The organism is Paenibacillus sp. VTT E-133280, from assembly GCF_002264385.1.
In the GTDB taxonomy this organism is placed as follows: Bacteria; Bacillota; Bacilli; order Paenibacillales; family Paenibacillaceae; genus Paenibacillus_AQ; species Paenibacillus_AQ nitricinens.
Genome location: NZ_NFUX01000006.1, coordinates 31,969 through 57,388, shown reverse-complemented (window position 1 = coordinate 57,388; position 25,420 = coordinate 31,969). Strand labels below are relative to the sequence as shown.

Genomic DNA, 25,420 nt, shown 5'->3' with positions numbered 1-25,420 from the left:
TTATTCAATAATTTAAGCGAACAATTTAAGCCCAATCTCCATCACGGAAGATAGGTACGGTTGTTCCATCATCCTTAATACCATCAATGCTCATTTCAGGTGAGCCCATCATAAAATCAACATGTGTATGGCTTTGGTTCATTCCTTTTTCCTGCAATTGTTCTTTCGTCATTGTCGTACCTTCTTGAAGGGTAAAGGCATAAGCTGCACCTAATGCCAAATGGCAGGAGGCATTCTCATCATATAATGTGGTGTAATATAGAATTCCGCTCTCGGAGATCGGAGAGTGGAAAGGCACCAAAGCGACTTCTCCAAGATAAGCAGAGCCTTCATCTAACGCAATAAGGGAAGCAAGCGTTTCTGAACCTTTTTCAGCGGTGAAATCCGTTACTTTGCCGTTTTCAAAGGTGAGGGTGAAATTGTCAATAAGATTACCCCCATAGCTAAGCGGCTTAGTGCTGCTTACCTTACCATTCACACCAGACTTCAGTGGGGCAGTAAATACTTCTTCAGTAGGGATGTTGGCTAGGAAAGGGACTCCTTTGCCATTGACAGCTCCTGCTTGACACCAGATATGTCCTTCTGGCAGCTCAATCGTCAAATCGGTTCCATGTCCTGTATAGTGCAGCTTGCGGAACTTATTATCATTCAAAGCAGTACAACGTGCTTTCAGACCATCTAAATGTTGACTCCATGCTTGAATAGGGTCAGCTTGATCCGCACGTGTGGCTTTAAAGATAGCATCCCATAGCAAATCAATTTGCTGATCAGGTGATGCTTCAGGGAATACCTTTGCCGCCCACGATGCTGATGGGAATGCTACAATACTCCAGCTTACGTGATTCCCCATTAACAACTCACGATATGGAGCTAACGTCTGTCCAGAGATCCGCTGATTATCCGCAATTCTTTTGGACTCAACACCGCTCAATAGATCTGGATTCGTTGAAGTTATCGATAGAAATGCTGCACCTTTTTTAGCCAGGTCTTCCAATTCATCTGCTTGCCATTGTGGCGGTTCCAAAAAGGAATCGGATGGAGCGAGGTCATAACGAGTACGTGTAACAACCTCATCACTATAATTAACCTTGACGAGCTTCGCACCCGCTTCATAAGCTTTACGTACTACAAGACGCACCAGTTCTGCGGAAACGATATCGGCATTTACAACAAGGGTCTGCCCAGGTTGGATATTAACCCCAATCTTTACTGCCAGCAATGCATAATTCTCCAGTTTTTGCTTGAAATCCAACATAGTTCCTACTCCTTTCAATATCTCTAGTCTTTATTTCAAATATGCAGTTATTAGAACGCCCAGTTTCCATTAATAAATACAGGTTCTTCTGTTCCATCAGCAGTAATTCCGTAAATATTCATCTCCGCAGAACCGATCATGAAATCCACATGGGTGACGCTATTATTTAATCCATGCGCAATAAGTTCATCCGGAGCCATATCTTTACCGCCTTCTAAACAGAAAGCATAAGCCATACCTATAGCTAGGTGATTGGATGCATTCTCATCAAACAAGGTATTGTAATAAAGAATATTGGACTCTGAGATAGGGGACTTATGTGGAACTAATGCAACTTCACCTAGGTATTTTGCTCCTTCATCCATACTAATGAGGTGCTCTAGTGCTTCTTGTCCTTGTTCTGCACTAACACTAATAATTCGTCCGTTCTCAAAAGTAATAGAGAATCCATCGATAATGTTGCCGCCATGGCTAAGCGGTTTGGTGCTTCGTACGGTACCATTTACACCAGTCTTTAGAGGGGCGGTAAATACTTCTTCGGTAGGCATATTGGCTACAAAAGAATGACCTTTTGCATTAATGCTGTCTCCTTGTGCCCAAATATGACCTACTGGAAGCTCGATGCTTAAGTCCGTACCAGGTGCTATGTAATGCAGTTTCTTATATTTTTTTGCGTTGAGTACATTTGCTTTTTGATCTAAGGTGTCGAGATGTTCTTGCCATGCAGCTACCGGATCTTCACGATCAAGACGTACGGTGTGGAAAATAGCTTCCCAAAGCTTACTTACACGTTCTTCAGCTGGAACATCCGGGAATACTTTATCCGCCCAAGCCTGACAAGGTACAGCAACAATACTCCAGCTAACTTTGTCGGACATTTGCATTTCACGATATTTGGTGAGTGCGGCTCCCCGTACTTTTTGATAATTTGAAATGCGTACAGGATCAATACCTTTAAGTGCATCAGGATCTTCCGCAATCACGTTAAGAATAGCCGCACCCTTCTCGGCGAGTTCGGTCATTTCACCTGCGTACCAAGTAGGAGGCTCAGTGAACACTTCTGGAGCAGCATGTTCAAACTGCTGGCGTGTAATGCTCGCATCACTCCAGTTCACCTTCACTAAGCTTGCTCCAATCGCATATGCCTTGGCGGTAATCATACGAACGAAATCAGCTGCAAGAATTGGTGCATTCACCACCAGAATTTGCCCTGGTTGAACGTTAACCCCAATTTGCACAGCTAAATCTGCATATTTACTAAGCTTTGCCTCGAAATCAGTCATCGATATTTCCTCCAATTACTAATAGTTTGGTACTTTACAAGTATTGTACTAAATTATTAACCGCCGGATGAAAAAAGTCAATTACATGGAATTTACAGTGTAAATTGAGGAATTACATTCATTTCAATGCTATACTGAAAGGGGAAATGATTTGATGAATGGAAGGAAGATTAGCGGATGAATTTAGAGATCGTAAGTGCTGAAATGAGCCGTAAAGAGGATAAAAGCTATGTAGGGAGGACGATATTTACTCTCGAAAACCATAAGGCTCCATATGAGATTACTTTTTTCAGTACAAGAGGAACGGAATGGGATTACAGCCTAAGCTTTGCTGGTGAGCCTGGAAGTGAAGATCAGTTCTTAGAAACTGACGCGCTACTTGAAAATGATGACGATGTATACAATCAATTGCTGGATGCCGCACTAGATAAACAAGAGATCGTTGAAGAGTAAAACATACATGTGTTGATTGATTACCAGCGGCAATATTCATTGCCGCTGGATACATCTCGCCTTATCCAATTGTAATCTTACCTTCAGGATATCTGTAAAGTTCCTTACTACCCTTAGGCTTGAGTGCATAAGCTAGAGTAAGCGGACCTGTCCGACCCAGAAACATTAGAATAATAACGAGCACTTTACCCGCCGTAGTCAATTCTGGAGTAAGTCCCGTGGAGAGACCAGAAGTCCCGAATGCAGATACGGATTCAAAGAGTACAGCAAGAAAGTCAGCCTTTTCTGTCACGGATAACAACATCGTAGCAATGACCACTAACATTAGAGACATTAATGTCATCGTCACGGCTCTATAGACATTTTCTTTGGCGATCCGATGACGAAACATTACAATATCCTCTTTACCCCTTAGTCTTGCAGAAACCGCAGCCACTAGAACAGCGAACGTAGTAATCTTAATTCCCCCACCAGTAGATCCAGGCGCAGCCCCTATGAACATTAGCAGAATCATTAGAAATTGCGTAGATTCCCGCATAAGTGGAATTTCAATCGTAGTGACGCCACCTGAACGTGGTGTTATCGCTTGTAAAAATGTAGCCATCATCTTTCCACCTGCACTCAAAGGCTTCAGCGTAGAATTAAATTCTAGTAAGAAAAATAGAGCAGCCCCAATGACAATTAATATCCCAGAGGTCGAAAGAACAACTTTAGAATGTAGAGTAAGCTTTTTGCGTTTTGGAAAGTCAAAAACATCAGATAGGACAATAAAACCGACCCCTCCTAGAAAGATGAGGAACATTGAGGTGAAATTCACTATAGGATCATTTACAAAACGAGTAAGTCCACTAAAGGGTCCATGAATGTCACCGAATAAATCAAAGCCTGCATTATTAAAAATAGATATACTGTGAAAAATTCCATAATATACAGCTTTTCCGAAAGGCATATCCATCATAAACCTACCGGCAAACAAGATGGCACCTGTGAGCTGAATAACAAGGGAATAGATCAGGACTCTGCGGATTAACTGGACAATACCTTGCATGGAATTCTGGTTCATAGATTCTTGCATAAGAATTCGCTCTTTAAAGGATATTCGTTTATTAAGGACCAAAGTAATCAAGGTGGCCATCGTAATAAAACCCAATCCCCCAAACTGAAATAATACGAGTAGAACGACTTGTCCAAAAGTTGTTAACTGTGTGCCCGTATCAATGACTGCCAAACCTGTAACACAGGTTGCCGATGTAGCCATGAATAATGCATCAATAAAAGAAATATGCCCTTCTACGGAGGCTACCGGCAAACTAAGTAAAAAGGTTCCGGCAGTGATAAGTATTACAAATCCTAGTGATAAGACTTTAGGTGGTGTTAATTTCAATCCACCGAAGTTCAGATTAGCCACTTCAATTCTCCTGTCATACGTGAAATTAGATTAGTGCTCACAAAATTATAACATAACTTGCCAGACCTTCCCTAAGTGGAGGGAGGTAATTGACATATTTTATCGAATTATTCTAGAATAACACCCTATTCTGCAACTTTAAAGAGGAGGCTTTCTTAATGGTGATAAGTCCGATTCTGAATCAGATTGGTGCAGTTTTTATTCCGGTAAAGGATATTGAGAAATCAAAAGAATGGTATTGCCAATTGCTTGGTTTGCCTTTGGATGGTGAAGTATTATTCGGGCATTTATACGTCATCCCCATGCAGGGACCAGAAATCGTATTAGACAGCAAAATTTACACCTCTGAGTCTGTTCTTAATATCCCCTCTTTTCATCTAAATACCGAAGATATTGATGCTGCTTACGATTATGTGAAAGCAAATGGCGGAGAGATTCTTACGGATATCGAGCATGATCATTGGTTTAATTTTAAAGATCCGAATGGTAATGTTATCATGGTCTGTCGTTGTTAAGAATGATTAAGAAAGGAATAAACTAATGATAAGAGAGGCTGTTCCTGAAGACGCATTGTATATTGAAAATTTATATCGAATGTTGTTGCCTGAGCAAACAGCTATACAAGTGTCACCGGAACGACTGAAGCGGATAGCTGACAATACGGATAGTTTTCTTTATGTGTACGAAGAAGAAGGGACTATTGTTGGGACGCTCCATCTCCATCTGTGTATGGATGCTTTATGTGACGATCGACCCTTTGCTGTCATTGAAAGAGTCATCATATCACAAGAGGTGAGAGGGAAAGGTTACGGAGCGAAATTAATGAGATATGCTGAGCACGCAGCCACCTCTAGGGGTGCCCTTAAGATCATGTTATCGAGTGCAGTCAGTAGAGAGGATGCACATCAATTTTACGAACATCTTGGATACAATAGCAGCTCCAGTAAGCTGTTCAAAAAGTACTTATAGCTATTTACGATGGGAAGTGGGAATATGAGGGTTACATTGAGGGAGCTGGTGCCGGAGGATGCAGGTGAATTGCTTCGCCTTCAGCATCAGTTAGACCAGGAATCCAAATTCATGTTACTGGAACCGGATGAACGGCAATCCAGTCTAAATCAGGTCAAAGAGATGATCGAAAGCTTCGCTTCAGCCGATACTTCAATCCTTATTGGTGCAGAGGCTGATAACCAATTGATAGGTTTTATGTCGGTTAGAGGTGGAAGTGTTAGACGCAATCACCATAATGCGTACATAGTCATTGGCATCCTAAGACAATATCAAGGTAAGGGGATCGGTGCAGGTCTGTTCCGAGAGATGGATGTTTGGGCTAGGAATACTGAAATTGTTCGACTGGAGCTAACCGTCATGACACATAATGAACCGGCTGTGGCGCTATATATCAAAAATGGGTTTGAGATCGAAGGGACGAAAAGAAAATCACTTGTGATCGATGGCCAATGGGTAGATGAATATTACATGAGTAAGATTTTGAAAAAAGAAAAAAGGACAGAGGATCAGATTTTAATCTGATAACTCTATCCTTTTTTTATGATTAAAAGCTTATGAATTCTCAAGCTCTGACGATTCAGTATCACCAGTAGACTCAATGATGACCTCAACCTTGCGTACACGGTATCTGTTCATTTCACGAATGATTAAGGTTACGTTATCATGTACAATGCTTTTGCCAACGGCCGGATCCGGGATATGACTGTATAACCAGCCTCCAATCGTTGTCACTTCCTCATGTTCGAAATCAAGACCGGTAAGCTCCTTGACCTCAATTAAAGATACCTTACCATCGAACAGATAATTTGTATCGCTTAGTTTCTCAATTTCTCTGCGCTCATCACCGTCAAATTCATCTCGAATTTCACCAACGATTTCTTCCAAAATATCTTCTATCGTGATGAGGCCAGATGTTCCACCATACTCATCAAGCAGCAGGGCGATATGCACCCGCTCCAATTGCATACGGGTTAAAAGATTCTTAACAGGTGTTACTTCAGATACAGTTAGGACAGGCTGAATCAAGCCTTTGAAATCAAAATCTGGGTTATTGTCATATTGCAAATAAAGCTGTTTGGTATTAATCATTCCGATGATATTATCCTTGCTGCCTTCTGCAACCGGGAAGCGAGTATATTGCTCCTTACGAATAATCTCGAAATTTTCTTTCAATGAATGATTGGTGAAAAGACATACCATATCGGTTCTTGGAACCATGATTTCTTTGGCCAACATCTCATCAAAAGTAAAGATACGGTTTACATAGCCATATTCAGCTTTATTGATTTTTCCACTTTCATAGCTTTCGGATAAGATCAAACGAATCTCATCTTCACTATGTGCGTCTCCATGCTCACTGGCAGGCTTCATCCCAAAAAGGCGAACAAGCAGATTTGCGGAACCATTCATAAACCAAATGAGTGGGTACAAAATTCTGTAGAACCAAATAATCAGCGGTGATGTAATTTGACCGATTTTTTCCGGAATGTTTATAGCTACTGTCTTCGGAGCAAGTTCCCCGACAACGACGTGTAGGAATGTTGCAATGACGAATGCGAATAAAAACGCAAGAGGGTGACTCACACTTGAACTAATGTTAGCCCAGTCGAATACCGGAAGGAGCAGCTGCTCAAACGCCGGCTCTGCTAACGCACCAATACCCAGCGCAGTGATTGTAATCCCGAGCTGACAAGCAGATAAGTACCCGTCAAGATTAGCAGACACTCGTTGTACAGCTAGCGCGTTCTTCTTTCCCTCGATCACCATTTGACTGATCTGGCTACCTCTAAGTCTCACCAATGCAAATTCCGTTGCTACAAAAAAAGCGGTTAAAATAATCAAAATAGCCACCAACGTCAAACTAAGTCCTATACCCATATAATCTTTACCATCCCTTTCGTTCCTAAAATAGGTTATACTCATATTATGAGTTCTTATGAACTATTCTACGAACTTTTCAGAAAAATATCAAATGGTGGAGGGAAACAGATATGGAATCATTTGCATTGACTCGTGTGGAGATGTCCAGTCTTCTGCTCTCATTGACCGGATTATCAGACCGGAAACCGCTGAATATCCTCCAAGAGGCATGGACCAAATTTCATCTTGATGAAATTCAAAAGGGGACTTCGTTACCCGCTTTTTTATCTACAGATGTTCCACCCATTTTACAAAAGATCATTAAGGGCGATAATGTTAAAGGCTTTTCACTTGGTGAAATTGCTTCATTAGGCCATCTTATAGAGTATTCCACGTTGACTGTGACTACTATGCAAAACTGGGTGAAGCGCGACTTTAAGGAGTACCTCGGTTCTCCAAGAGAGGGAAAAAAGTATTCAGTCAATCAGGCAGCACTTCTGTTTATGATTGATGATCTCAAATCGGCCCTGAATTTCGAAAGTATTCGTCAGCTATTCCAACTGATGTTCTTAAAGCCAGATCGCGACGATGATGATCTCATAGAACCGGCAAAACTGTATTTCGCATACGCTGGACTTTTTGAAGAGATCAAGAGCAATCCCACGATACAGACGCAATGTAAAGTAGATCAACTTTTACATAAGGAGTTCTCCTGGAAAGAAGAATCCCTGCTTAGAAGTTCTACAGATCGTGTGATCAATCGGCTGACGCATCTTACAAGATCTCAGAGAGAATCTGTGCGCAACATACTGCTGATCGCCACGATAGCTGTTCAGACCTGTTATTTTCAATCACTTGCCAGACAATACTTTAATGCGGCTTTATTTCTTGATTTTTGAACGCTTCAATTTTAAAATGTATAAGTGAAACAATCAAAAGTAAGTTTCATAAGATATATGTTGGATATAAGGGGGCTTAGAAGTGAATCAAATGACACTGCTGCGGAATCCGAAGCAGAGGAAATTACTCTTCAGTGCAGGCTTAAGCTGGATGTTCGACGCGATGGACGTCGGGATGATTTCTTTTGTTGTAGCGGCTTTAGCCAAGGATTGGAATCTGGGACCGGAGCAGATAGGCATATTAACAAGTATTAACTCCGTGGGCATGGCCGTGGGCGCTGCGGCGGCAGGGATATTAGCAGATCGATTCGGACGTAAACCGATCCTTCTATGGACACTCCTGATTTTCTCGGCTGCGAGTGGGTTATCGGCTTTTGCAACAGGCTTCGGGATACTCTGCGTGCTTAGATTTATCGCTGGATTTGGACTAGGTGGGGAGCTGCCTGTTGCCTCAACTTTAGTGTCTGAGAGTATGCCTGCCCGTGAGAGAGGCCGCGCGGTTGTGCTGCTGGAGAGCTTTTGGGCGGTTGGGTGGATTGCTTCTGCGTTAATTGCATTCTTCGTCATTCCTGATTATGGCTGGCGTGTAGCATTCGGCATTGGTGCTGTTCCCGCTCTATATGCTTTATATTTAAGACGCGCTATAGATGATTCACCGAAGTTTGCAGAGATTAAGAAGGCACCTGTCTCCTTGAAAAAACGTATCGCAACTGTATGGTCACCAGAGTATCGCCGTTCTACGATTATGCTGTGGATTTTATGGTTTACCGTAGTGTTTTCGTATTATGGCATGTTTTTATGGCTTCCTACAGTTATGGTACTTAAAGGGTTCAGTTTAGTTAAGAGCTTCGAGTATGTGCTAATCATGACACTCGCCCAGCTCCCAGGTTACTTTACTGCCGCTTACTTCATCGAGAAGTTCGGACGTAAGTTTGTCCTGGTCATCTATATGCTGTTCACTGCCGTTAGTGCGGCATGGTTCGGAAATGCGACGACTGAAGGCATGCTGATGGCTGCTGGTATTTGCTTGTCGTTCTTCAATCTTGGAGCATGGGGTGGCATGTACGCATATACACCAGAGCTATATCCAACATCTATTCGTTCAACAGGTGCTGGTTTAGCGACTTCTTTTGGCCGGATTGGTGGCATCATCGCTCCTTTACTAGTAGGTGTGCTGGTAGGTAAATCTATAGCAATTGGCTCGATCTTCATGTTATTTTTTGTAACGATTATTATCGGTGCGTTAGCGGTGCTCTTCCTAGGAAAAGAGACAAAGGGAACGGAGCTACTGTAAAGGATAATTCTTCATTACATACTTGATGTTAATCTATCAACAATGCTAAAATTTAATAAGAACAAAACGGTTCCTTCACAATTGTGAACAGGGCCGTTTTTTTTAAATTAGTCCTTCTTTTATAAGAACGGAGCGATCGAACATGAGTAAGGATGGAAAGCAGCCTCATTTCACGGAATTAGTCTGGGAAAGTACGGAGCAAAATGTTCCTATTCCCCCGCGAAATTCATCAGAACCAGTGCTGCCTAAGTTATCTACTGCAAATGTAGGGAAGTCTAAAGCGTCGTCAGAACCTTCTCTACAGCTTCAGCTTTGGGATCTGGAGACGGACACCCCAGAACCTGTGACAACAACAGAAAGCCAGTTTGTAACTAGAGCGAAGGAATTGGAGCATAGAACTGAGGATTCAGCACTCTTTGTTCCTTTTAAGAGCTACTGGCCCACGTATGGTCATATGACAGGCACGCAAAGTAGATGGTATTTTTATTGGCGCTATGAAGTTAGACAGGGTAGATATCCGAAAACGGATCTTTCATATATTTTTCTGCATGTGTATGAGCTTATTAATGGTGTAGGCTGGCAAGATCCTTATGATGGCTATAAACAGCTCAGTCAAATCTGGGAAGCTTATCGAGAAAAATATAAACGTCTGGATCAATATTTGGGTGGTTGGATCGCGGACTTCTCGTTTGTTCATCATTTGGATGTGCCACTATCGCTAATCGTTGCTCGTTCACGCGGCCTTGCTGGAGATCTGGCTGAGCTAGAGTTAGAGAGATGTCTTACTGTATCTCCTGAGCAGTTAACCTTTACGGTATTAACAGCGATGTCGGACTACGATATTAGTAAATCGAAGTTTTATATGGGGGAAGGTAAAGAAGCCCTCGAACGATATATTCCACAGATAGTGGCATTAATCAACGCTTATGTCAGTCGGAAACACGGCTCGAATTTGGTTGAAATGTTCCCACCAGGCCCATCAGTTATGCGGGAGCGTTATTTATTCCGTAGCGCCGTATATGATATTTCGCTATATGGTTATTCTGTACTTATACCGGTTGTTCGTATCAGTAAATCTCCACCGCTTCGCAGTTTGATTACAAGGCTGTTCCGTTTGACTGAGAATAAATTACGGGAACTGCTGGGTTATCGTGGTCGGCTCAAAGGGGTTAACGTGGATGCTGATATGGATGATCTTATCACTCGTTTTCTGAAGCGGGAATTTGAGAAAGAGAAACAGGAAGACAAGGGGCCGGCAGTAGTCATTGATCGTGAGAAGCTTGAAAGGCTGCAGAGTGATTCCGAGATTGTACGAACCATGCTTACGGTTGAGGAAATGATTGAGCCGGAAGAGCCTGAGGATAGCGGTTTTGAGATTACTAATGAGGAATCCATGCTTGAAGAAGTAGTAGAAAAAGAAGAATTTGAAGAGATTGAAGATGAAATCATTGTACCGCTTCTGTCTCTTGAGCCTGAATTAACTATAGAAGAAATTCAATCTGCTAACGTAGGATCGGAGTGGGAGAAGTTCTCTAAAGCTTTAAGTCCACTCCAACACGAAGCTCTTTTTGCGCTTATGAACGAGGATGGAACACAAGCCATACAGAAGCTAGCGGCTGCAAACGGCACGATGTCAGAGCTCTTGATTGATGAGATCAATGATATGGCAATGGACATTCTAGGTGATTTGATCATAGATGGTGTTGAAATTGCAGAAGAATATAAAATTTATCTGATTAATATTTAATGAGGTGAACTTTGGATGAATGTTTTAAAAATACCTAAACGCATGACGACAGCGCTAGTCAATTCACTGACAGCCGGTGTGGTTCCGCGTATCGGACTAGAGCATATAGCCGTTGGTCGCCGGCCAGAGATTGAAGCGATATTGAGAGATATGGATAACATTGCGGAGGGTGGAGCTGCTTTTAAGCTGATTACAGGCAAATTCGGTAGCGGCAAAAGCTTTCTTTTGCAGATGATACGTAATTATGCGATGGATCGGGATTTTGTAGTAGCTGATGCGGATCTATCCCCTGAACGAAGATTAGTGGGAACGAAAGGACAAGGTCTTGCTACATATCGAGAGCTGATGAGTCACTTGTCTACCCGGACGCGTCCAGATGGAGGCGCTCTGGAGATTATTTTGCAAAAATGGATCATTACGCTTCAGCAGTCTGTGATGCAAGAGAATGAATATGGCCCTGATCACCCCCAGCTTGGAGAAGAAGTTGAGAAACGAATCTATGCTGTAGCCTCCGAAATGCGCGGGTTGGTGCATGGATTTGATTTTGCCAAAGTACTGGCTTCTTATTGGAATGCCCATAAGCTCGCTGACGATGAACTGAAGCAGGATTCCCTTCGCTGGCTCAGAGGTGAATTCGCCACTCGAACGGAAGCACGAAAAGCACTTGGTGTTGGCGTGATTATTGATGATGATAATTGGTATGATTATATGAAGCTGTGGGCGGAATTCACTTCTGCTATTGGTTATAAGGGAATGCTGCTGTTCATAGACGAAGGCGTCAATCTCTACAAAATCACCAACAGCATCTCACGTCAGAGTAACTATGAAAAGCTGCTTACGATGTTCAATGATACGATGCAGGGCAAGGCAGAGAGCCTGGGAATTTTTATAGGGGGGACTCCGCAATTTGTGGAAGATAGTCGACGTGGATTATTTAGCTATGAAGCGCTGCGTTCTAGATTAGTAGCAGGAAGATACGGCGCAGCAGGTCTGAACAATTATACCGGGCCTGTTATTGCACTAGACATGCTCTCACATGAAGAAATTTTGATCCTTTTGCAAAAGCTTAGAGATATCCATGCCCTTCATTATGGTTACGAAGCACAGTTAACACAGGAACAATTGGTTCATTTTATGGAAGAAGCAGTGGGCAGATTAGGGGCAGACGAGCTCTTGACTCCACGTGAAGTGGTGCGTGATTTTATGGATCTGTTACACACCTTGCACCAGCATCCGGAAATCTCTTTCGAGAAGCTAGTGGGCGAACGAGCCTCTAAACCTGCTGAAACTGAACAAAACGAGTTAGATGGATTCCTCGCGGAGTTTGAATTATGAGTGATAATCCGTTTTACAGGCTGGCTCCCTTCATTAAAGAGTTTATCTATAAGAACCGATGGGAGACCTTACGCGAGGCCCAGGTAGATGCCTGTCGTGTGCTGTTTGATACGCCAAATCACTTACTGATTGCTTCGGGTACAGCTTCTGGTAAGACAGAGGCGGCTTTTTTTCCAGCGCTTACTGAGCTGTATGAACGTCCATCCGGTTCGGTCGGTATTCTGTATATCGCTCCGCTGAAAGCTTTGATTAACGATCAATTTACACGGCTGAACGATTTACTACGTGAAGGCAATATTCCGGTGTGGCACTGGCATGGGGATGTCCCGCAAGCAGATAAGACGAAACTGGTGCAGAATCCTTCCGGCGTGCTGCAGATTACTCCTGAATCGCTTGAGGGACTATTGATGAACCGTCCGAATGCTATTCCAGCTCTGTTCCATGATCTTCGTTTTATTGTTATAGACGAGGTTCATGCCTTCATGGGCGCTGATCGGGGGATTCAGGTCTTAAGTCAGTTGGCGAGAATCTCACGAATGGCGGGATGTCATCCGCGCAGAATCGGTCTATCGGCCACGCTTAGCGACTATGCTTCGGTGACGGAATGGCTGGCGGCTGGTACGCGGGAGAGCGTAGAGGTGTCCGCTCCACAGGGCGGGCGTAAGCTCCGATTAAGTGTGGAGCATTTCTCTTTTCCGGATGCACGGGATGAAGTGCAGGCGGAGCATTTAGAACGCGCGAAGCAGTCTTACTACGATTTCATTTACGATCATACGCATCTTAAGAAAGCGTTGATCTTCACGAATAGCCGCTCGGATGCAGAGACGGCGACCCTTGAGCTGCGGAGAACGGCCGCGAAGCGTGGGGAACGGGATGTTTTTCACGTTCACCATGGCAGTATCTCCGCGATGCTCCGCGAAGAGACGGAAGCCGCGCTGCGGCAAGGCTCCGGACCTGCCGTTGCGGCAGCGACATTGACGCTGGAGCTGGGCATTGATCTGGGAGAGCTGGAGCGGGTGCTCCAGGTCGGCGCTCCTTATAGCTGCGCAAGCTTTGTGCAGCGGCTCGGTCGCTCGGGCAGGCGCGGGGACGCCGCATCCGAGATGATCTTTGTCACGCCCGAGGAAGAGGATGAGGAAGCGCAGCTTCCGGCACGGATGCCTTGGACATTGCTTCGAGCGATTGCGGTGATAGAGCTCTATGTGCGCGAGAAGTGGGTTGAACCACTGGTGGTGCGCCAGTTGCCCGTTGGTCTGCTATACCATCAGACGATGAGCATATTGAAAAGTATGGGGGAGGCGGAGCCGGAGGAATTAAAAGAGGCTGTACTTAGCTTACCTTCCTTCAATAGCATTGATCCTGTGGACTACGATACTTTCATGACTTATATGCTGGGTATGGGACAAATCGAGAAGATGGATGAAGGCAGCCTGATTATCGGGATGGCAGGGGAGAAGATCGTGAACAACTTCCGCTTCTATGCAGTCTTCAAAGACGATGAAGAGCATGTTGTCTATAACGGGACGGAAGAGATCGGTTCGATCACAACGGTACCACCACCGGGTTACTGTTTTACTCTGGCAGGGAAGCTCTGGAAGGTAGAAGAGGTCGATAATCGCCATAAAGCTGTTTATGTAAAAACCTCACGCGGAAAAGTGGATACGTTGTGGCTTGGAGCGGGTGGGGATGTGCATACACGCATTATGATGAAGATTCGTGAAGTGTTAGGCGCAACATCCTTGTATCCGTATCTTGCTCCGAGTGCGGCTGCGCGGCTTGAACGAGCACGCCGTTTAGCGAAGGAAAGTGGAATGCTTGAACGTTCCGTTATGCCGGCAGGTGGAGATTCGATGTTTATCTTACCGTGGGCGGGTAGTCGGCAATTCCGCACACTAGAGCGCCTTCTCAAGAACAATTTAAAGAGCTCACAGGGACTTAGATCTATCGTACCGATGGAACCTTATTATATGGTGGTTGCAGGCAAAACAGATGCAGATACGCTGGAAGCAGAAATTATCGCTGAAAGCATGGCTGCAAGTGACCCTTTATCCTTGTTATCACCAGATGAGGCGCCTTATCTCGGGAAATACGACGAGTTCATCCCGCATGAGCTGCTGCGCAAAGCTTTTTCTTTGGATGGATTAGATGTTCCGGGGTTGCTTGAAGTGCTAAAACAATGGCGGCAACCACAATAACTATTTTAAACATTTTTAATCGAGACGCCCGCTTATGCGGGCGTCTCTTTATGTTCGGACGCACAGCAACATGTATGTCTTTACGCCAATCTAGAGTTTCCTCCTATTCCAAAAGCTGCATAAAAATAGGGCAGGCGGAGAATAGTATCTAGAAGATTCCTATTAAGAGGATGATTGCGATGTGGTCTAAAATAGTCTCTTATATTCCCGATTGGACAGTTTTTATACAGGCGGCGATAACGTTGCTCTTTCCCATAGCGGTTTATTATCTTTACAAGCATCTATATTTCTATGTTGGAAGCGGACGCTCCAAGAATTCAGGGGCTAAATCTCAGGATGCTGAACCGAAGAATTCGGACAATCATGCAGCAAATCAACAGGAAACTGAAGCCGATCACCCGCCTTCTAAGTCTACAGGGTTTACTCAAGACTATGATGACGATTTAGCAGCGATAAGAACGGCATTAGAAGGAAATAGTGATGTGTGTTTTCGTGAATTCACAGTCAAAGGTATTCAGGCACGTGCCGCTTTGGTCTATGTTGAGGGCATGCAGAATGAACTGCTAATCAACCAACAGGTGCTACAGAATCTGATGTTTGCCAATGAAATGCAGGCTTCCGAAGGAATATACACCTATATGAAACAGAATATGCTACCGCTGGCTCAGCTAAACGAAACTAGAGATTTGGATCATCTGCAGGAGTCAGTCCTGTTTGGATACACCGCACTGATTGTAGAAGGCATGCGTGAGATGCTGCTGGTTGGCTTTCCACATGGAGCAGTGCGCTCTATTACTGAGCCGACTTCAGAAGCTTTACTGCGGGGACCAAGGATTGGATTTACCGAAGTGCTCAGTGAGAATACCTCTATGCTTCGCCGCCAAGGGCTCAATAAGCATCTGGAAATGCAAAGGTTTGAAGTGGGTAGCGAAATCAAGAAGAACCTGGTTATCGCTTATATGAAAAACATTGTAAATCCAGATCTGCTACAGGAAGTGAAAGACCGGATCTCCAAAATTGATATGGATTTCATTCTGGAATCTGGTTATGTGGAACAGTTAATCGAAGATGATTATTTAAGCCCGTTTCAACAAACACAGAATACAGAAAGACCCGATCGTGTGATTGCCTCCTTATTAGAGGGGAGAATCGCTATCCTGCTGGATGGCACACCGTTTGCCCTCATTGTTCCAGTTACGTTCAGTATGCTATTGCAGTCACCTGAGGACTACTATGAGCGTTGGTTTCCAGGTACACTTTTGCGGGTGCTACGGTTTGGCGCAGCATTTCTGGCTCTGTTAGCCCCAGCTCTGTATATTTCCTTTATCTCCTTTCATCCGGGGCTGATTCCTACGCAGCTAGCGATTTCCATTATCGAAACACGCCAAGGTGTACCCTTCCCTTCATTAATTGAAGTATTGATTCTGGAGATTTCTATTGAAATCTTGCGTGAAGCTGGAATTCGTCTACCAAAGCCCATAGGACCGGCAATGGGGATTGTCGGAGGACTGATCATTGGAGATGCCGCGGTACAAGCCGGTATTGTAAGTCCCTTTCTGGTAATTGTCGTTGCCGTGACAGCGATCTCTTCGTTTTCCATACCGATGTACAGTGCTGGGATTACCTTGCGGATCTTACGATTCGTAGGTATGTTATTTGCGGCGGTCCTGGGTATGTACGGTACCATCCTTTTTTTTCTGCTAATTTGCAGTCATCTGACTCGACTTTCAAGCTTCGGGGTTCCTTACGTCACCCCAATCTCGCCTTTCCGGGTAAGTGATTGGAAGGATTTGTTCGTCCGTGCGCCGTTATCTATCATGAAGCGAAGACCGGAGATGCTGAAGACCCAGAAGAAAATTCGCAAGTCCTAGAGAATGTATCTAGCAGGAGCAGAGGGGGGAGCGCAGTGTTCAAACGTACGGATGACAAGATCACAACCTCACAAGCTGCCATTGTATTGACTAATTCCATGTTGGGTGCTGGCATTTTAACTATGCCAAAAAGTGTTGTCAAGGCTGTGCAGACTCCCGATGCTTGGCTTTCAGTAGCGCTGGGTGGTATCGTCGTGTTTTTGGTAATCTTGGTGATGGTGAAGCTTAGCCAACAATTTCCGGGAAAAACGGTCTTTCAGTATTCTAAAAAAATAGTGGGAAATCTCCCAGGTAGTGTGCTGAGTTCACTATTGATTCTTTACTTTATTGTCATTGCTGGCTTCGAAATCCGCGTACTGGCGGAAGTAACATTGTTCTTTCTTCTGGAAGGCACTCCGATCTGGGCGATCGTGATGCCATTTATCTGGGTGGGTACGTATTTGGTGTATGGTGGGATTAATTCCATAGCCCGCGTGTTTCAGATTGTATTTCCAATCAGTATCTTTATCCTGATCATTTGTTTTATTTTAAGCTCCAGAATATTTGATATTCATCATTTACGTCCTTTTCTAAGTGAAGGCATCATGCCGGTCTTCCGGGGGATGAAGTCGAGCATCCTGATCTTTACTGGTTGTGAGGTTGTGATGACGATGACGGCCTTTATGCAGCATCCGCAGGAAGCAGTCAAGGGGATGTTGGTCGGATTATGCATTCCGCTGGTGCTGTATCTGGTTACGATTGTGATGGTGATTGGCGGCTTGTCCATCAATTCAGTAATCACAAGTACCTGGCCTACGATAGATTTGGTACGGAGCTTTGAAATTTCTGGTTTCTTTTTTGAACGATTTGAATTCCCGCTGCTGGTCATTTGGTTGATGCGGATGTTTTGTAATTTTTGCAGCTTTTTCTTTAATGCTTCACTTGGAATCTCACAGGTGTTCAATCTGAAGATTCATCCGGTGATGTTCGCCTTAATGCCCATCATCTTCATCTGTACGATGATCCCTCAACGCATTAATGACGTCTTCAGTCTTGGTGATTCCATTGGCTATATGGGCGTGCTGATCTTTGTATTGTTGCCATTGTTATTGTCGATTGTATTACTGATCAGGAAGAAAGGACTTAAGCAGAATGTTTAGGCAGAGAGCTATACACTTACTAATAGTATCCATTATTTTAATTACACAGCCTGGCTGTTGGAGCAGTAAAGAGATTGAAGATCTAAGTGTTTATACAGGATTGGCGCTTGATAAGGGAGAACCTGATGCACTCGAACGGGAATTCGAGGAACGTGGGGGAAGCTACCAAAAGCAAAATAAAGTTACGGCAACTGTACAAATTATACCTGAAAGAACAATTGGAAATACCGGTAAAGATGGAGAAACAGCCAGAACCCATTTTAACAATGTTTCTGAGACTGGGGATTCTCTGCTTGAAGTATTCCGCCAATTCACCATTCGTCAGAACCGTCCGATTATCGGCCATCATCTCAAGGTTATCGTAATGGCTGATAATCTTGTGCAACAAGTGAAGATCAGACGTTTAATGGATTTTGTGCTGCGAGATAACGATATCCGCCCGAGCTGTCTAATATTTCTAAGCCAAGGGCGTGCGTCCGATACGCTTAAGACGAACTCGGAGGAGATTCCTTCCATTCGACTTGAAGAGATGGTCCAAAACAACTTCAGAACCAGTAAAGTTATGAAGGGGATAACATTGTCCAATCTAGATGCTCTGATGTACTCTAAGCGAAGTTTTGTGTTGCAAAACGTTGTGGAAGCACAAGGTGAGGTGGAATTCTCCGGGGCCGGTATTATCAAGGGAGAGACAGGGCATTGGATCGGCAACCTTGACCAACATGATGTGGAGAGTATTTCCTGGATCAAAGGCGATATTAAGAGCGGGAGCATCAAAGCCTATGATCGGTCGAACGACTCCATTACTTATGAGATTAAATCAGTGAAGAGCAAGATTACACTGAATAAGAGCGATGATAAGGGGATGTCATTTCATGTTGCGATTGAGTCCACTGGACGTCTAATTGAGAATTGGAATGTGGATGAGGATTCCTCGAGTGTAGCTTATTTTAAAGAACTAGAGAAGATATTTGAAGAGAAACTAACCCAACATATCAATGGACTTATCTACAAAATGCAGTCCACTTACAAAGTGGATGTAGCTGGATTCGGTGATTGGCTCAGCATTGAAAAGCCGCATATTTGGAAACAGATGAAGGATCATTGGGACGATGAATTTACGCGGATGCCATTGACCTTTGATATAAAACTTAAAATCACCGATTTTGGTTCCACATCTAAATGATCGCCTCACGTCGAAAATATGGTTCATGGAAGCACCCGAATTAGCGGGTGTTTCGTTATGTTCGGACATATATTGTATTTTTCTAGAAAAAACAAACCATTTATCTTAAATTTGACACCTTGTTGAAAGCGCTTAACAGTACAATAATTAGCCTATAACGAAAATAGGGGGCGTCAAACAATGGTCAGCAAAAAAATGAAGGCAACTTCAACAATTGCGTTATCAGCAGCTTTGGTTTTAAGTATGGCAGCGTGTGGAAATTCAAACAACAATGAGAGTAAAGGCGCTACAGAGTCGAAAGGGAATACAGCTACGAATGCTCCAGATGCCGGAACTACTAAAACCGAAAGCGGTAAGAAGGTCACGATTACTTTTCAAAATATTTATCCGGATCCAGCAACACCTGCTTATAAAATGCTTCATGAATTAGTTGACCAATATGAAAAAGAAAACCCTAACATTCACATCGAACTAGATACTTTGAATACAGACCAACAAAAAGTCAAACTGAAGACACAAGCTGCTTCCAAAGAAGTTCCTGATATTACGATTGTTAACCCGGCTGCACAAATGAAACCCTTCGTTGATGCTAAGCTGTTTGCTCCCCTGAATGATATGCTGGATCAAAATGGACTGAAAGACACTTATCAATCCGGTCTGCTTGATTACTACAGCTTCGATGGCAATGTTTATGCGCTGCCAGATGGTAATAACATCGAGGTAGTCTATTATAATAAAGAACTTTTCGAACAAGCGGGAATCACAGACACTCCTAAAACATTCGATGAATTACTCCAAGATGTAAAAACCTTGAAAGCAAAGGGCATTACGCCAATCGCGATCGGTGAAAAAGATTCCTGGACGGGTTCATTCTTGTTCATGAATATCCTGCTTCGCACCAATGGGGGACCTGGTTTCCTTCAAGATGTGCTGGATGGCAAAAAAACATTTGAAGATCCTGCTTTCATAGAAGCTGTTGACCGTTTCCAAGATCTCGTGCAAGCAGGTGCATTTCCAGATGGAGCTACTTCCATCGATGCTAACGCAGGTGGTAATATCTTTAAATCCGGTAAAGCTGCTATGTGGGTTATCGGTTCTTGGGAAACAGGTGCAATTGACGCATCCTCAGTGGCTGGTAAAGCAGGAGCCTTCCAATTCCCAAGTGTGAATGGTAAAGGTGATCCAAATGAATTCATGCTCGCACCAGGTAGCGCCTTTGCAATTTCTGCGAACAGTGAGCATTTACAAGAAACCAAAGACTTCTTAAACTTCTTTACACTCAACTATCCTAAAAAGCAATTTGAACTCAAAAATGCTGTAGGGATTGGTCAAAAAGTGGATGGAGACCTGAAAGCCGCAGGTTACTCTGATCTGGCGATCAACGTTTCAGGATTATTCAATCAGGTTAAAGGTGGCGACTTGGCCTTTGACAACACTATGAACCCAGCTACGGCACAAGTCCATCTCAGCAGTATCCAAAATCTTTTTGTTCAAAAAGTGGATTCCGCTCAAGTAGCTAAAGAACATCAAACCGCATTTGAAGCAAATAAATAAGAAGGTTTCCAAAACGCGATGCGAGGGTGCTTAAACGCTTCTTCGCATCGTGTTTACATTCTAGGGGGCGGAAATAATGAAGGTACTAAAGGTTCCAGCGCGCACAATCGCCGTCTTCGTGTTACCTTGCCTGCTTTTGTATGTGTGCTTGGTGTTTGCTCCTATTCTAGTATCCTTTTATACAGGATTGCTAAAATGGGACGGAATTACGACTGCGAAGTTTGCTGGACTTGCTAATTTCAAAGATATGTTTTTTCATGATCCGGTATTTTGGCCCTCTGTAAGGAGAACATTACTCTATGCTGTGGCTTCCATGGTGGAAATTCCATTTTGTTTGTTGATGGCTGTCCTTCTAAACCGGTACGTGAGAAAAGGAAACACTTTAGTTTCTATTTACTTTACGCCGGTTATTTTGTCGGTGGTTATCATTGGACAGCTCTGGAAAACGATTTATGACCCGGTATCCATGGGAGGGATGTTGAACGGTGTCCTGATCTCTCTTGGGCTGGATAGCTGGACTCACAATTGGATCACAGAACCTAAAATTGCGATGTTCGCTCTTTATGCAGTTTCTCTATGGCAATATTTCGGCTACCATTTGCTGATTCAATATACCGGTGTTCAGAATATTCCGGATGAGCTGTATGAAGCGGCAAAGATTGATGGGGCTGACGGATTCAAAGCCGATCGATACATTACTTTTCCGCTGATTATTCCAATCTTTAAAATATCTATCGTACTCGCCTTTATAGGGTCTTTGCAGGCTTTTGATCTCGTAATGGTCATGACAGCCGGTGGACCCGCTCATGCTACAGATGTTATCTCCACACATATGTACAACAGTTCATTCTTATCCTTTAAATATGGCTATGGTAGCGCTATCGCTTCTTTCTTGGTCATACTGTGCCTAGTGTTTACTGCTAGCATAAATACGATCTTTAATAAGCTTGAGAAAAAATTCAGTTAGCAAAGGAGTGCGCGATCATGCGGAATGTCAAGCATAAACGCCCAAAGCGTCCTTACAAGGACGGTAAGCGTTTAAGCGAGAAATATAAGGATAATGTATTAAGTGGAACTCATACGTTCTTATATTTCAAGAAAGGACTCGTGTATCTTCTCTTTGCGATTCCTGTCGTTACCCAGCTATATCCTCTTCTATGGCTAATGCTTTATTCCTTGAAGACCAATGAGGAGATTTTGGGAGGACGTTTTTTCTCATTTCCTAAAGTATTTCAGTGGCATAACTATAGCGAGGCTTATAAGTCAGGTAGTTACCTAAAGTATTTATCAAATAGTGTATTGGTTACTGGTGTAACGATGATCTTCGTTATCCTGCTTAGCTCCATGGTAGCTTACGCGATTTCTCGATTCCGTTGGCGTTACGGCAACTTGGTCATGACGATTTTCTTAATGGGGATGATGATTCCCATGCAGGCCACTTTGCTACCACTGATGATCATTTTCAAAAATATGCATATTCTGAATACGCATTTATCGCTCATATTACCTTATGTAGCTTTTTCTACTCCTATAGCGGTGTTTATATTAAGTGGCTTTATGAAGAGCATTCCGCATGAAATCGAAGAATCGGCCTTTATAGATGGGGCGAGCGTATATCGGATCTTCCGCGCGATCATTCTTCCTGTATCCGTGCCACCGGTAATGACTGTGTGTATTCTAACGTTCATCAACATTTGGAATGAGTATATCTTAGCGGCCACCTTCATTTCCTCCGAGAAATTGAAGACCTTGCCCTTTGGCGTGTACACATTCGTTAGTCAGTATTCTGTAAACTATGGAAATATCGGTGCATTTCTAGTGATGGGTGCGTTACCCGTCATTTTAATCTATTTCTTCTTATCTAATCAGATTACAAAAGGAATGGTGGCGGGAGCAGTAAAAGGATAACTCTATATTGCAAATTACAATAATGGAATTATAATGAAGAAGCAGCAGGACAGATGAGTTTGAGGAGGGAAGCCTTTTTGAGAAACAGCTTTCATTCCATCCACCATCGATTGTTTTTGCTGTTTCTTTTTTGTATGTCTAGCATTCTATTAATTGTGAGTCTGCTCTATTACAACCGGACAACCGTACAGTTTCATGAGAAAATAAGTGATTTGTCGCAGAAGAATGTCGCCCAGACGGCGGATCTATTCAGCTTATTGTACAAAGGGTATGATAGTCTCTCTAAATCACTCAGCAATAACTTTGAACTGATACGTTTGATTAATGAGACAAGCACTGAGCCGGCGGTAGCTTACATCAATGAACAGACAATTACCAATATTCTAGGAGCTATATTTTATTCTCGGGATGATCTCGTAGGTATTCATGTCATTACAGATAAAGGTAAGATTTATAATTACGGAAATTATATGAATGTGGTTGATCCCGATTATATGAAGGAAGATTGGTACCATCAGCTGCAAGCTTCCTCCGGTAAAATGGTCTGGCTCGGCGTCTATGAACATTCTCTTATCGATCAAGTAGAGGATAGTCCTGTGTTTGCCTTTGGCCGTCAGATTTACGATCTCAATGAACACAAACCGATTGGCATTGTTCTGTACGAGACGAATCCGAAGCCTGTTCTGGATGCGCTAGATAATGTGAAGCTGGGTGAGCATAGCCAGGTGTATTTAATGTCGCAGGATGGACGATTCGTATCCTCTGCCGAAGATCAGGAACCTGATTTAACTCAGCTCCCGTCTTTACAGAACTCCCAGAATGTTGTGGTCGAACAGACAGCCAATCGTCTGCTTGTCGCTTCTAAACTGTCCTTCTCTGGTTGGTGGGTGCTTAGTATCACTCCTAATCGCGACCTAAATGTAGAGTTGGTAGAGATGAAACGTTATCTGTTCATTGTATTTTCGATTCTTGTGCTCGTCTCTACTTTAATAGCTTCTATGGTTTCACGAACGATTTCTTTGCCGCTTAAAAAGGTGATTCGAGAGATGAAGCAAGTGGAGATCGGAAATTTTCGGGGAATGGTGAATGTTTCTTCTTATCAAGAGATTAATATTCTTGTTGCTTCGTTTAATCGGATGGTTCGCCGAATCGAAGAACTGATCGAGCGGGTGAAACTTTCTTCCGTCAGTGAGAAGAATGCTGAGCTTCATGCCTTGCAATCTCAAGTGAACCCACATTTTCTATACAATACTTTGGATATGATTTATTGGATGCTGGATGAGGAAGGGAATGAGCAACTGGGTGAACTTGTTCTCTCGCTATCTTCGATGTTCCGGTACAGTAGTCATTGGGAAGTTGACGTAGAAGTCACATTACGAGAAGAACTGGAACAAATTGGACACTATCTAAATATAATTTCTATCCGACTGGAAGGTCGTCTACGGATTGAGATCAATATAGATGAACGATGGCTTGAGGTTCGCCTTCCCAAGATGACTGTACAACCGGTTATTGAAAATGCTGTAAAACATGGCTTGGAATCGCTCGACCGTCAAGGTATTCTGAAGGTGAGTGTAATTGAAGAAGCTGGAGTACTGAACATCGTTGTTCAAGATAATGGCAAAGGTATGGATGCAGAAAAGCTGAATGCGCTAGTGGGATCCTTAGATCGGCCAACAACGAAAGAAAATGGGAAAATGGGGATAGGTCTTCAAAATCTGCACCGGCGGCTCCAGCATATGTTCGGAGAATCCTATGGTCTTGTGATTCGAAGCTTACCTGGAGAAGGAACCGAGGTTGCTATCATGCTGCCGATTCCGCAGGAAGGAGAGCATAGTCTTGAACATTCTCATAGCTGATGATGAACGAGTGATCCGAGAAGGCATTAAGCGCACTATAAGAAGTATCTATCCAGATTATTGTGTACATGTAGCTGCGTCCACAGAAGAAGCAGTCAAGATTATGGAGGAACAATCCATCCATATGGTCTTAACTGATATTCTTATGCCCGGTATGAATGGCCTAGAGTTCATGAGGATTTCTAAGCGGCGGTATCCTTATGTCAAATGGGTAGTCATCTCTGCACACAGTGAGTTTGCCTATGCACAGGAGGCTGTTCGTCTTGGAGCGAGAGATTATCTACTTAAGCCGATCGGTAAAAGCAAGCTACTTGAGATTATTAGTAACTTATCGCTAGAAATAGAGCAGGATCATAAATTTATTAAAGATGAAGACCGATTAAGGTCAAGTCTCAAATATTTAAGAGAAGGTGTATTTCAGAGGCTCGCTTCTGGTTTTAATCTCGGTAATTTAGACATCAGCCAATTAATAGAAGATCATCAATGTTTCTATTTGATTTTGCTCCAAATGGATGCGGGTGATAAAAACATTCGGATAGAACATTTTATTGTAGAAAATGTGTTAACTGAGCTGATAGATCGGGATGGGAGCGGGTTTGTAGTCAGCTATGACCGCCAGAGTCTGCTGGGATTAATCACCTTAAGAGAAGAAGCACGATTAGAAACTTTTCTGGAAGATGGGCGTACCTATTTGAAGCAATATTTAAAAACACCCTTCCAAATGATCCATTCCGGACTTAGCTACGATATAAATACTGTACCTCAGATCGTAACGAGCTTAAGAGAGGCAGTGAATTCTCAAGTGTTGGATTTAACGCCAGCGAAAGGTAGTGGCGAAAAAGCCATCGACATCGCATTGCAATATGTAAAAGAACACTATTTCGAAGACCTTACTTTAGAAAAGATTGCCTCCGTTGTATTTCTGAATCCGGTTTACTTCAGTCAATTATTTAAACAGAAGACGGGTCAAGGCTATAAGGAATACGTGACATCCTTACGTTTGGAACAAGCAAAGCTACTGCTTGTAAACTCGAAGCTTAAGGTGGCAGAAATCGCCGAACGTATTGGATATCAGGACATGCGGCATTTTACACAGATGTTCCGCAAGCGGTTCCTAGTAACTCCGACGGAGTATCGCCAGCAGCTTAATAATGGAACCTACTGAA

General features: G+C 43.3%; 21 protein-coding genes. 17 read left to right on the top strand and 4 right to left on the bottom strand.

Annotation, left to right across the window (positions count from 1 at the left end):
* Positions 1-25: 25 nt before the first annotated feature.
* Together CA600_RS04350 and CA600_RS04345 are read right to left on the bottom strand one after the other, a co-directional pair.
* Positions 26-1,255 carry an aminopeptidase gene (locus CA600_RS04350; RefSeq protein WP_094869095.1) on the bottom strand — a complete coding sequence of 410 codons (1,230 nt, stop codon included), beginning with the start codon at positions 1,253-1,255 and terminating at the stop codon, positions 26-28.
* A gap of 50 nt (positions 1,256-1,305) precedes the next feature.
* Positions 1,306-2,538: an aminopeptidase gene (locus CA600_RS04345; RefSeq protein ID WP_094869094.1), complete on the bottom strand. Its 1,233-nt coding sequence runs from the start codon at positions 2,536-2,538 to the stop codon at positions 1,306-1,308.
* 177 nt (positions 2,539-2,715) lie between these two features.
* Between CA600_RS04345 and CA600_RS04340 the strand changes: the two genes are divergently transcribed.
* Positions 2,716-2,991 carry a hypothetical protein gene (locus tag CA600_RS04340; RefSeq protein WP_094869093.1) on the top strand — a complete coding sequence of 92 codons (276 nt, stop codon included), beginning with the start codon at positions 2,716-2,718 and terminating at the stop codon, positions 2,989-2,991.
* Between the two features lie 61 nt (positions 2,992-3,052).
* Here CA600_RS04340 and CA600_RS04335 read toward each other — a convergent pair whose 3' ends face one another.
* Positions 3,053-4,399: a TrkH family potassium uptake protein gene (locus CA600_RS04335; protein WP_094869092.1), complete on the bottom strand. Its 1,347-nt coding sequence runs from the start codon at positions 4,397-4,399 to the stop codon at positions 3,053-3,055.
* A 161-nt stretch (positions 4,400-4,560) separates the two neighbouring features.
* Here CA600_RS04335 and CA600_RS04330 point away from each other — a divergent pair, with 161 nt between their 5' ends.
* Genes CA600_RS04330 through CA600_RS04320 form a run of 3 tightly spaced genes read left to right on the top strand, consistent with a single transcriptional unit; the run spans position 4,561 to position 5,932 of the window.
* Positions 4,561-4,914 carry a VOC family protein gene (locus tag CA600_RS04330; RefSeq protein ID WP_094869173.1) on the top strand — a complete coding sequence of 118 codons (354 nt, stop codon included), beginning with the start codon at positions 4,561-4,563 and terminating at the stop codon, positions 4,912-4,914.
* Positions 4,915-4,939: 25 nt separating this feature from the next.
* Positions 4,940-5,368, top strand: a complete 429-nt coding sequence (locus CA600_RS04325) for a GNAT family N-acetyltransferase (protein ID WP_094869091.1) — start codon at positions 4,940-4,942, stop codon at positions 5,366-5,368.
* A gap of 24 nt (positions 5,369-5,392) precedes the next feature.
* A complete protein-coding gene (locus tag CA600_RS04320; RefSeq protein ID WP_094869090.1) occupies positions 5,393-5,932 on the top strand; it encodes a GNAT family N-acetyltransferase in 540 nt (179 codons plus the stop codon).
* A gap of 30 nt (positions 5,933-5,962) precedes the next feature.
* On the opposite strand, the gene CA600_RS04315 is transcribed toward CA600_RS04320, so the two are convergent.
* Positions 5,963-7,288, bottom strand: coding sequence for a hemolysin family protein (locus CA600_RS04315; RefSeq protein ID WP_094869089.1), 1,326 nt, complete (start codon positions 7,286-7,288; stop codon positions 5,963-5,965).
* 113 nt (positions 7,289-7,401) lie between these two features.
* Between CA600_RS04315 and CA600_RS04310 the strand changes: the two genes are divergently transcribed.
* From CA600_RS04310 to CA600_RS04250, 13 genes are all read left to right on the top strand, one after another.
* A complete protein-coding gene (locus CA600_RS04310; RefSeq protein WP_094869088.1) occupies positions 7,402-8,169 on the top strand; it encodes a DUF1836 domain-containing protein in 768 nt (255 codons plus the stop codon).
* 91 nt (positions 8,170-8,260) lie between these two features.
* Positions 8,261-9,463: an MFS transporter gene (locus CA600_RS04305; protein ID WP_179281530.1), complete on the top strand. Its 1,203-nt coding sequence runs from the start codon at positions 8,261-8,263 to the stop codon at positions 9,461-9,463.
* A gap of 142 nt (positions 9,464-9,605) precedes the next feature.
* On the top strand, positions 9,606-11,210 hold the full coding sequence (locus CA600_RS04300; protein ID WP_094869086.1) for a TerB N-terminal domain-containing protein: 1,605 nt from the start codon (positions 9,606-9,608) through the stop codon (positions 11,208-11,210).
* Positions 11,211-11,225: 15 nt separating this feature from the next.
* Complete coding sequence (locus CA600_RS04295) at positions 11,226-12,545, top strand: ATP-binding protein (protein ID WP_094869085.1); 1,320 nt, start codon at positions 11,226-11,228, stop codon at positions 12,543-12,545.
* A complete protein-coding gene (locus CA600_RS04290; protein ID WP_094869084.1) occupies positions 12,542-14,740 on the top strand; it encodes a DEAD/DEAH box helicase in 2,199 nt (732 codons plus the stop codon). The genes CA600_RS04295 and CA600_RS04290 overlap by 4 nt, the downstream gene beginning before the upstream one ends.
* A gap of 179 nt (positions 14,741-14,919) precedes the next feature.
* Entirely contained in the window at positions 14,920-16,611 is a 1,692-nt protein-coding gene (locus CA600_RS04285; RefSeq protein WP_094869083.1) for a spore germination protein, read from the top strand.
* A 35-nt stretch (positions 16,612-16,646) separates the two neighbouring features.
* A complete protein-coding gene (locus CA600_RS04280) occupies positions 16,647-17,750 on the top strand; it encodes a GerAB/ArcD/ProY family transporter (protein ID WP_094869082.1) in 1,104 nt (367 codons plus the stop codon).
* Positions 17,743-18,933 (top strand): Ger(x)C family spore germination protein, encoded by a 1,191-nt coding sequence (locus CA600_RS04275; protein ID WP_094869081.1) that lies wholly within the window; start codon positions 17,743-17,745, stop codon positions 18,931-18,933. Before CA600_RS04280 ends, CA600_RS04275 begins: the two co-directional genes overlap by 8 nt.
* Positions 18,934-19,113: 180 nt before the next feature.
* Positions 19,114-20,487, top strand: coding sequence for an extracellular solute-binding protein (locus tag CA600_RS04270; protein WP_094869080.1), 1,374 nt, complete (start codon positions 19,114-19,116; stop codon positions 20,485-20,487).
* 76 nt (positions 20,488-20,563) lie between these two features.
* The gene (locus CA600_RS04265; RefSeq protein WP_094869079.1) at positions 20,564-21,454 is read left to right on the top strand and encodes a carbohydrate ABC transporter permease; all 891 of its coding nucleotides are present in this window, start codon (positions 20,564-20,566) and stop codon (positions 21,452-21,454) included.
* A gap of 17 nt (positions 21,455-21,471) precedes the next feature.
* A complete protein-coding gene (locus CA600_RS04260; protein WP_256989727.1) occupies positions 21,472-22,395 on the top strand; it encodes a carbohydrate ABC transporter permease in 924 nt (307 codons plus the stop codon).
* 77 nt (positions 22,396-22,472) lie between these two features.
* A complete protein-coding gene (locus tag CA600_RS04255) occupies positions 22,473-24,254 on the top strand; it encodes a cache domain-containing sensor histidine kinase (protein WP_094869078.1) in 1,782 nt (593 codons plus the stop codon).
* Positions 24,235-25,419 carry a response regulator gene (locus CA600_RS04250; RefSeq protein WP_094869077.1) on the top strand — a complete coding sequence of 395 codons (1,185 nt, stop codon included), beginning with the start codon at positions 24,235-24,237 and terminating at the stop codon, positions 25,417-25,419. Before CA600_RS04255 ends, CA600_RS04250 begins: the two co-directional genes overlap by 20 nt.
* The last annotated feature ends 1 nt before the right edge of the window (position 25,420 follow it).

Excerpts from the sequence above, each read along its gene's own strand:
- CA600_RS04295 (WP_094869085.1), top strand. The coding sequence starts at position 11,226 with ATGAATGTTTTAAAAATACCTAAACGCATGACGACAGCGCTAGTCAAT.
- CA600_RS04285 (WP_094869083.1), top strand. The coding sequence starts at position 14,920 with ATGTGGTCTAAAATAGTCTCTTATATTCCCGATTGGACAGTTTTTATA.
- CA600_RS04320 (WP_094869090.1), top strand. The coding sequence starts at position 5,393 with ATGAGGGTTACATTGAGGGAGCTGGTGCCGGAGGATGCAGGTGAATTG.
- CA600_RS04275 (WP_094869081.1), top strand. The coding sequence starts at position 17,743 with ATGTTTAGGCAGAGAGCTATACACTTACTAATAGTATCCATTATTTTA.
- CA600_RS04325 (WP_094869091.1), top strand. The coding sequence starts at position 4,940 with ATGATAAGAGAGGCTGTTCCTGAAGACGCATTGTATATTGAAAATTTA.
- CA600_RS04345 (WP_094869094.1), bottom strand. The coding sequence starts at position 2,538 with ATGACTGATTTCGAGGCAAAGCTTAGTAAATATGCAGATTTAGCTGTG.
- CA600_RS04310 (WP_094869088.1), top strand. The coding sequence starts at position 7,402 with ATGGAATCATTTGCATTGACTCGTGTGGAGATGTCCAGTCTTCTGCTC.
- CA600_RS04270 (WP_094869080.1), top strand. The coding sequence starts at position 19,114 with ATGGTCAGCAAAAAAATGAAGGCAACTTCAACAATTGCGTTATCAGCA.
- CA600_RS04305 (WP_179281530.1), top strand. The coding sequence starts at position 8,261 with ATGACACTGCTGCGGAATCCGAAGCAGAGGAAATTACTCTTCAGTGCA.
- CA600_RS04315 (WP_094869089.1), bottom strand. The coding sequence starts at position 7,288 with ATGGGTATAGGACTTAGTTTGACGTTGGTGGCTATTTTGATTATTTTA.
- CA600_RS04265 (WP_094869079.1), top strand. The coding sequence starts at position 20,564 with ATGAAGGTACTAAAGGTTCCAGCGCGCACAATCGCCGTCTTCGTGTTA.
- CA600_RS04340 (WP_094869093.1), top strand. The coding sequence starts at position 2,716 with ATGAATTTAGAGATCGTAAGTGCTGAAATGAGCCGTAAAGAGGATAAA.
- CA600_RS04290 (WP_094869084.1), top strand. The coding sequence starts at position 12,542 with ATGAGTGATAATCCGTTTTACAGGCTGGCTCCCTTCATTAAAGAGTTT.
- CA600_RS04260 (WP_256989727.1), top strand. The coding sequence starts at position 21,472 with ATGCGGAATGTCAAGCATAAACGCCCAAAGCGTCCTTACAAGGACGGT.
- CA600_RS04350 (WP_094869095.1), bottom strand. The coding sequence starts at position 1,255 with ATGTTGGATTTCAAGCAAAAACTGGAGAATTATGCATTGCTGGCAGTA.
- CA600_RS04300 (WP_094869086.1), top strand. The coding sequence starts at position 9,606 with ATGAGTAAGGATGGAAAGCAGCCTCATTTCACGGAATTAGTCTGGGAA.